This window comes from Comamonas endophytica (assembly GCF_023634805.2).
GTDB classification, from domain to species: domain Bacteria; phylum Pseudomonadota; class Gammaproteobacteria; order Burkholderiales; family Burkholderiaceae_C; genus Comamonas; species Comamonas endophytica.
On the sequence record NZ_CP106881.1, the window covers coordinates 3,049,761 to 3,057,500 of the forward strand.

8 protein-coding genes are annotated in these 7,740 nt (G+C 64.9%); 5 read left to right on the forward strand and 3 right to left on the reverse strand.

Annotated elements, in window-relative coordinates; all coding sequences use genetic code 11:
- Nucleotides 1–2: 2 nt before the first annotated feature.
- The 3 genes from M9799_RS13820 to M9799_RS13830 all read right to left on the reverse strand — a co-directional run bounded on the left by M9799_RS13820 (nucleotide 3) and on the right by M9799_RS13830 (nucleotide 2,543).
- Nucleotides 3–902, reverse strand: coding sequence for an ABC transporter permease subunit (locus tag M9799_RS13820; RefSeq protein WP_231045050.1), 900 nt, complete (start codon nucleotides 900–902; stop codon nucleotides 3–5).
- On the reverse strand, nucleotides 899–1,915 hold the full coding sequence (locus M9799_RS13825) for an ABC transporter substrate-binding protein (RefSeq protein WP_231045051.1): 1,017 nt from the start codon (nucleotides 1,913–1,915) through the stop codon (nucleotides 899–901). The genes M9799_RS13820 and M9799_RS13825 overlap by 4 nt, the downstream gene beginning before the upstream one ends.
- A 154-nt stretch (nucleotides 1,916–2,069) precedes the next feature.
- Nucleotides 2,070–2,543, reverse strand: coding sequence for a low affinity iron permease family protein (locus M9799_RS13830; RefSeq protein WP_263725513.1), 474 nt, complete (start codon nucleotides 2,541–2,543; stop codon nucleotides 2,070–2,072).
- A gap of 285 nt (nucleotides 2,544–2,828) precedes the next feature.
- On the opposite strand from M9799_RS13830, the gene M9799_RS13835 reads away from it, so the two are divergent.
- The 5 genes from M9799_RS13835 to M9799_RS13855 all read left to right on the forward strand — a co-directional run bounded on the left by M9799_RS13835 (nucleotide 2,829) and on the right by M9799_RS13855 (nucleotide 7,691).
- On the forward strand, nucleotides 2,829–3,995 hold the full coding sequence (locus tag M9799_RS13835) for a zinc-dependent alcohol dehydrogenase (protein WP_231045053.1): 1,167 nt from the start codon (nucleotides 2,829–2,831) through the stop codon (nucleotides 3,993–3,995).
- Between the two features lie 105 nt (nucleotides 3,996–4,100).
- A complete protein-coding gene (locus M9799_RS13840) occupies nucleotides 4,101–4,589 on the forward strand; it encodes a DUF421 domain-containing protein (RefSeq protein ID WP_231045054.1) in 489 nt (162 codons plus the stop codon).
- 133 nt (nucleotides 4,590–4,722) lie between these two features.
- The gene (locus M9799_RS13845; protein WP_231045055.1) at nucleotides 4,723–5,841 is read left to right on the forward strand and encodes a Re/Si-specific NAD(P)(+) transhydrogenase subunit alpha; all 1,119 of its coding nucleotides are present in this window, start codon (nucleotides 4,723–4,725) and stop codon (nucleotides 5,839–5,841) included.
- A 27-nt stretch (nucleotides 5,842–5,868) separates the two neighbouring features.
- Nucleotides 5,869–6,204, forward strand: coding sequence for an NAD(P) transhydrogenase subunit alpha part 2 (locus M9799_RS13850; protein WP_231045056.1), 336 nt, complete (start codon nucleotides 5,869–5,871; stop codon nucleotides 6,202–6,204).
- Nucleotides 6,201–7,691, forward strand: a complete 1,491-nt coding sequence (locus tag M9799_RS13855) for an NAD(P)(+) transhydrogenase (Re/Si-specific) subunit beta (RefSeq protein ID WP_231045057.1) — start codon at nucleotides 6,201–6,203, stop codon at nucleotides 7,689–7,691. Before M9799_RS13850 ends, M9799_RS13855 begins: the two co-directional genes overlap by 4 nt.
- The last annotated feature ends 49 nt before the right edge of the window (nucleotides 7,692–7,740 follow it).

A 7,740-nucleotide genomic window follows, 5' to 3' on the forward strand; every position in this document is an offset into this window, starting at 1 on the left:
GCTCATGCTCCGCTGAACGCCGGGCGCCAGGCCAGCAACAGGCGCTCGAGCGCGCGCACGACGAAATCCACCACCAGACCCAAGAGCGCATAGACCACCAGGCAGACCACGATCACATCGGTCTGGAACATCTCGCGCGCCGTGCTCATCAGGTAGCCGACGCCGGCCGTCGCATTGATCTGCTCGCCGAAGACCAGCGCCAGCCAGGACACAGCCAGCGCATAGCGCAGCCCCACGAGCGCATTGGGCAGCGCGCCCGGCAGCACCACATGCAGCACCATGGCTGCGGGCGACAGGTTCAGCGTGCGGCCCGCCTCGACCAGCGCCTGGTCCACGTTGCGGATGCCGGCATAGACATTGAGATACAGCGGAAAGGCCGTGGCCAGCGCGATCAGCGCCACCTTGGGCTCCTCGCCGATGCCGAACCAGATGATCAGCAGCGGTATCAGCGCCACGTTGGGTACGGTGCGCAGCATCTGCAGCACCGAGTCGATCAGGTCTTCGCCCAGCCGGGTGAGGCCGGAAAGTACCGCCAGCACGATGCCGATGCTGCCGCCGATGGCCAGCCCCAGCAGCGCGCGCTGCAGCGAGATGGCGATCGCATCCGGCAGCTCGCCCGAGGCCCACAGCGCGGCGGCGGAGGACAGCACGGTCTGCGGCCCGGCCAGCACTTCGGCCGGCAGCCAGCCACCCGCCGACAGCGCATACCAGAGCGACACCAGCAGCACCGGGCCGGTGGCGCGGCGCACCACGCGCGGCACGCCGCGCTTGCGCGTGGAGGCGGCAACGATGCGCTGCAGCTCGATGGCGGGAGTGGAAGTGTGAATGGCACGGGAGGCTGGCGTCGGCAGTGGCTCGTGCATGGCGCCCGCGTGGGGCAGGGGAAGGTTCAGCGTGCTCATGCGAGTTTGGCGATGGGCAGATCGCGGTAGACATACTGGTTGAAGTCGATGGGGCCGCGCAGCACGCCGGTCTCCAGCCAGACGGCATGCGTGCGCTGCAGCCGAGCCACGAAGGTGTCGTCGATGGGAACCCGCTGGTACGCCGAGTTCTCCTCGTGCAGCGAAGCCACGACCGACTTGTCCTGCTTGCTGAAGGCGGCATACCAGGCGATATAGGCCTGTGGATTGGCGCGTGCCCAGGCATAGCCCTTGTCGGTCAGCTGCGCGAAATGGGCCATGGCGGCGCGCTTGCCCGGGTCGGCCACCGCCGAGCGCGTGGCGCTGAGCACCGATTGCCCGCTGTTGATCCCCACGCCGTCATGCAGCACGCGCGCCCCGAGCGCGCCCACGGTGCGCGCCCGGAAGATGCCCCAGATGGCCCAGGCATCGATGCTGCCGCTGCCGAACGCGGCGCTGGCATCCGTCGGCGAGAGAAAGGCCAGCTTGACGTCGTCCAAGGGAATTCCGGCCTCCTTCAGGATGCCCACGGTGGTGAAGTGCGCCACGCTGCCGCGCGTCGTCGGCGAGAGGGTCCTGCCGCGCAGATCGGCCACGGTCTTGATGGCGCTGTCCTTGCGCACCAGCAGCGAAGTGCCCCTGCCGCCGTTCGTCCAGCTGGCGACCGCAAGGATGCGCGATCCGCCGGCAATGGCGCTCACGGTGGGCGAATCGTTGGCGCTGCCGATGTCGGTGGCATCGGCCTTGAGCGCCTCGTGCAGGTTCACCGCGGCCGCGTAGTTCGACCACTCGATCCTGTAGGGAACGTCATCGAGCAGGCCGGCCGCGCGCAGCAGGCCCTGCGAGGCGCCGGTCTGGTCGCCCACGCGCAGCGTGACGTTGCGCAGGTCCGGCGCGGGCTGGGCGTGTGAAGCCAATGGAAATGCGGCGGTGGCCGCCATCGCGGCGCCGGCGCGCAGCAACTGGCGGCGCGAGGCGGCGGCGGTTTCCGCGGAAACAAAAGGGGATGAAGCCATGGACTCTTTCCAATGCAAGAAGAGTCTTCAGGCTAGGGCCAAGCCCCTTGAAAGCGAAATAATTAAATCGTTCTAGGATAGAACGAATGCAAGTTTCAGGCGCGGCTCCGCCTGAAGAGAGGCAGGTGCCATGCCCGGCCCTGCGCAGAGCTGCTCATACAAACCGGTCTATCGCCGGCGGCGTGTCGGCATCGGCAATGGAGCAGGCCTTGCGTTCATCGCCCGCCTCGCGCGCCCGGTCGGCCAGGCGCGCATAGAAGTCGGCCACTTCGCGCAGGTCCTGCTCGTCCAGGTCTTCGATGCCGATCATGCGGTTGCTTGCATGGCGGTTGGAGGCCAGCAGTTCGTTGAGCTTGAGGTGGATGGCAACGCTGTCCTTGTTGGCGCTTTGCTGGATCAGGAACACCATCAGGAAGGTGACGATCGTGGTGGCCGTGTTGATGACCAGTTGCCAGACCTCGGAAAAGCCGAACATCGGCCCGCAGAGCGCCCATACCAGCACCACGGCCAGCGCCATGCAGAACATGGTGGGCGAGCCGGCCCAGCGCGTGACACGCGATGCGAAATGATCAAAGGCGGTCTGAATGGTCGAGTGCGTGGCGTAGGAGGCGCTGTTGGTCGTTGGCATGGAGCCCAGTTCGTCCGTTGCTTCGGGTCTTTCAGCGGTCTGATCACGCATTGCCGATTCCTTATGGTTGTGGCTGTCGGGGACGTGGCTGCAGTGCATCCCTCAGCCCTGCGCCACAGCATCGTTCCCTGATTCTGGTTGAGCCTCAAGTGGATGCAGGTCAGGAACTTGGCTTACTGCGCAGGGGCCGGAGTCCTACACCGCAGTCTTGCACTGTTGACCAAAGTAGGTCATCCGGGAGCGGCCCCTGTTTCCCGGGTGCCTCTTTCACCAACAGGAAAGCCCATGAAAGCACTCACCTACCAAGGCGCAAAGGACGTCCGTGTCGAAAAAGTCCCGGACCCGATCCTCGAAGCCAACGACGACATCGTGCTGCGCGTCACCGCAACGGCCATCTGCGGCTCCGACCTGCATATCTACCGCGGCAAGATCCCGGCAATGAAGGACGGCGATATCCTGGGCCACGAATTCATGGGTGTTGTGGAAGAAGTCGGCTCCGGTGTCACCGACCTGCGTCCCGGCGACCGGGTGGTCGTGCCCTTCGTCATTGCCTGCGGCTCGTGCTTCTACTGCGACAAGACGCTGTTTGCCGCCTGCGAGAACACCAACACCGGGCGCGGCGCCATCATCAACAAGAAAAGCGCGACCCCCGGCGCCGGGCTGTTCGGCTACAGCCACCTCTACGGCGGCTACGCGGGCGGACAGGCCGAGTATGTGCGCGTGCCCAAGGCCAACGTCGGCCCGCTGAAGATTCCGCAGAGCGGGCTGGCCGACGAGCAGGTGCTGTTCCTGTCCGACATTCTCCCCACGGGCTATCAGGCCGCGGTCAACGGCGGCGTCGGCCCCGGCTCGTCGGTCGCCATCTTTGGCGCCGGCCCGGTCGGCCTGATGAGCGCCCTGTGCGCGCGTTTCCTGGGCGCTGAGAAGATCTTCATGATCGACGACAACGACTACCGCCTGCAGTTCGCGCAGCAGACCTACGGCGTGATCCCGATCAATTTCGAGCGCGAGGACGATCCGGCGGAAATCATCCTGCAGGCGACCTACGGGCATGGCGTGGATGCCAGCATCGAAGCCGTCGGTTTCGAGGCCAAGGGCAGTGCCCTCGAGACCGCGATGACTGCGGTCAAGCTCGAGGGCTCGAGCGGCAAGGCGCTGCGCCAGTGCATTGCCGCCACGCGCCGCGGCGGCACCGTGAGCGTGCCCGGCGTCTATGCGGGCTTCATCCATGGCTTCCTGTTTGGCGATGCCTTCGACAAGGGGCTGACCTTCAAGATGGGCCAGACCCACGCCCAGCAGTTCATGCCGCAGCTGCTCGAGCACATCGCCAACGGTCTGATGAAGCCCGAAGTCATCATCTCGCACCGCATGAAACTCGAGGATGCCGTCAAGGGCTACGAGCTCTTCAATAACCAGGAAGACAACTGCCGCAAGGTGGTGCTCACGCCCTGAGGTCAGTGAAGTGCAGGGACTGCGGGTCCCTGCACCTTGGCGCGGACGGACCTTCGGCCCGCGCCCCGCGTGAGCAAGCCGAATTTTCTTTTCCTGGAGATTTGCATGTTCGAGCTTGAGGGCCCCTGGTGGGAGCTGCCGGTGCGCGCCGGCGTCGTGTATCTGGTACTGCTGCTGCTGATGCGCGTGTCCGGACATCGCACGGTGGGGCAATTCACTCCATTCGACCTGCTGGTGGTCATGCTGCTGAGCGAAGCGGTATCCGGTGGGCTGGCAGGCGAGGAAACCTCCGTCTTCGGCGGCCTGCTGTCCGCGTCGACTTTGATCGGCCTCAACGTTCTCGTGGCCTACATTACCGCGCGCAGCGAGCGCGCCCAGAGGTGGGTGGAAGGGAGGCCAGTGCTGATAGGCCGGGATGGCCAGATCTTTTCCGATGTGCTGAAGAAACACCAGATGCCGATGTGCGACGTGGAGCGTGCACTGCGCGAGGCCGATTGCGACCGCAAGGACATGAAATTCGCGTTTCTCGAAGCCGACGGCCGCATCAGCATCCTGCAGCATTCGAGTGGGGCAACCGAAGACAAACGCGACTGACAACGCATCGAGCTTCCATCCCTGGCGCTGGTGGATGGCTTTGTCCCGATGCCCGCTAAGATCCCTGGCACACCCCAGCCGCTGGCCGCGAGCTGGCCGTGCGAGGTTGAAAGCCAGATCGGGAGCACAAGCGATGCTGATAGGTGTACCCAGCGAGACGGTGGTGGGCGAGACCCGCGTCGCCGCGACCCCCGAGACCGTCAGGAAGCTCAGGGCGTCGGGCCATGTCCTGCGTGTGCAATCTGGCGCGGGTCTGGCCGCCAGCGTGACCGACGAGGCTTTCGCCATGGCAGGTGCCGAGATCAGCGATGCCGCGGGTGCGTGGGCCGCGGATCTGCTGCTCAAGGTGCGCGGACCAACGGCGAGCGAATGCGCACAGTTGCACTCCGGCGCCACCCTCGTCGGCATGCTCAACCCGTTTGATTCAACTGGGTTGCAGCGCCTGGCTGTCGCAGGGGTAACGGCCTATGCCCTTGAAGCCGCGCCGCGCACCACACGCGCGCAGAGCATGGATGTGTTGTCCTCACAGGCCAACATCGCAGGCTACAAGGCGGTGATGCTGGCCGCCAACGCCTACCAGCGTTTCTTCCCGATGCTGATGACCGCCGCCGGCACCGTCAAGGCGGCACGCGTGGTGGTATTGGGCGTGGGTGTCGCCGGTCTGCAGGCCATTGCCACGGCCAGGCGCCTGGGCGCGGTCATCGAGGCGTCGGATGTGCGCCCCGGCGTCAAGGAGCAGGTCGAATCGCTGGGGGCTCGGTTCATCGACGTGCCTTTTGAAACAGCCGAGGAACGTGAAGCTGCCGAAGGGGTGGGCGGCTATGCGCGCCCCATGCCCGCTAGTTGGCTCGAGCGCCAGCGGGCCGAAGTCGCCAAGCGCGTGGCGCAGGCCGATGTGGTGATCACCACGGCGCTGATTCCCGGGCGGGCGGCGCCGGTGCTGGTCACGCCGGAGATGGTGCAGTCGATGAAGCCCGGATCGGTGATCGTGGATCTGGCTGCCGCCCAGGGGGGCAACTGCCCGTTGACCATTGCCGATCAGCAGGTGATGCAGCATGGCGTGCTGCTGATCGGCGCCACCAACCTGCCGGCGCTGGTCGCGGCCGATGCTTCGGCGCTTTATGCGCGCAACGTGCTGGAATTCCTCAAGCTGATCCTGATGCCCGAAGGCGGCCTGCATGTCGACCTGGAGGACGACATCGTGGCCGCCTGCCTGATGGCGCACCAGGGCGAGCTGCGGCGCAGCGCCTGAAGTGCCTGTTTCTCCACCGGAGGTTCCATGGACACAGTTTCTCCCACGCTGATCAATCTGATCATCTTCGTGCTGGCCATCTACGTCGGCTACCACGTGGTCTGGACCGTGACGCCTGCGTTGCATACGCCGCTGATGGCGGTCACGAATGCGATCTCGGCGATCGTGATCGTCGGCGCAATGCTGGCGGCTGCGCTCACCGAAACCGGCCTGGGCAAGACCATGGGCGTGCTGGCCGTCGCGCTGGCCGCGGCCAATGTGTTTGGCGGCTTTCTTGTCACGCGCCGCATGCTGGAGATGTTCAGGAAGAAGGAGCGCAAGCCCGAAGCTGCCGCCGGGAAGGGCAAGGAGGCTGCGCCATGAGCATGAATCTCGTCACGCTGCTGTATCTGGTGGCCAGTATCTGCTTCATCCAGTCGCTCAAGGGCCTGTCGCACCCAACGACCTCGATTCGCGGCAACACCTTCGGCATGGCGGGCATGCTGATTGCCGTTCTCACCACGGCGGCCTTGATCGTGCAGCTTGCAGGTGGCACGGTGCTGGGCCTGGGCTGGGTGCTGCTTGGCTTGCTGGTGGGCGGCGCCGTCGGCACGCTGCTGGCGCAGCGTGTCGAAATGACCCGCATGCCCGAACTCGTCGCCTTCATGCACAGCATGATCGGCCTGGCGGCAGTGTTCATCGCGTTGGCGGCAGTGGCCGAGCCCTGGGCATTCGGCATCACGCCGGCCCCCGTGGCCGCCGTGGTTGGGACCAGCACGCCGTTCGGTACCGTCGTGCTTGATGGAAGGGTGCTTGCGGCCATTCCCCATGGCAACCGGCTGGAGCTTTTCCTGGGCGCGGCCATCGGGGCCATCACCTTCAGCGGCTCGGTCATAGCGTTTGGCAAGCTTTCGGGCAAATACCGGTTGCGCTGGTTCCAGGGTGCGCCGGTCCGTTTCGCTGGTCAGCACTGGCTGAACCTGGCGCTGGGCCTGTTGATGCTGGCACTCGGCCTCATGTTCGTGGCGACGCAAAGCTGGATGGCTTTCCTTGCGATGCTGGCGCTGGCCTTTGTCATGGGCCTGTTGATCATCATTCCTATCGGCGGTGCCGATATGCCGGTGGTGGTGTCGATGCTCAACAGCTATTCTGGCTGGGCAGCGGCCGGCATTGGTTTCTCGCTCAACAACAGCATGCTGATCATTGCCGGCTCGCTGGTAGGCAGCTCGGGCGCGATCCTGAGCTACATCATGTGCAAGGCAATGAACCGATCGTTCTTCAACGTATTGCTGGGCGGTTTCGGGGCGCCACCGGCAACGGGCGCAGGCGCTGCAAAGGAGCAGCGTCCGGTCAAGTCGGGCAGCGCCGACGACGCAGCCTTTGTGCTGGTCAATGCCGAAACGGTGGTCATCGTGCCCGGCTACGGCCTGGCCGTCGCACGTGCGCAGCATGCAGTCAAGGAACTTGCGCAGAAACTCACCGACAAGGGCATCACCGTCAAGTATGCCATCCACCCGGTGGCGGGGCGCATGCCCGGCCATATGAACGTGCTGCTGGCCGAAGCCGAGGTACCTTATGAGCAGGTGTATGAGATGGAAGACATCAATGCGGAGTTTGGTCAGGCCGACGTGGCAGTCATCCTGGGGGCCAACGACGTCGTGAACCCGGCGGCGCATACCAGGGGAAGCGCCATCTATGGCATGCCCATTCTCGAGGCCTACAAAGCCAAGACGGTCATCGTGAACAAGCGCAGCATGGCTTCGGGCTATGCGGGGTTGGACAATGAACTGTTCTACATGGACAAGACGATGATGGTATTCGGGGATGCCAAGAAGGTGGTTGAAGAAATGGTCAAAGCCATCGATCAGTAGCTTGGTCCCGGGCGGAGCCGGCGTTCGTTAGGACGCCGGCTCCGCTGCG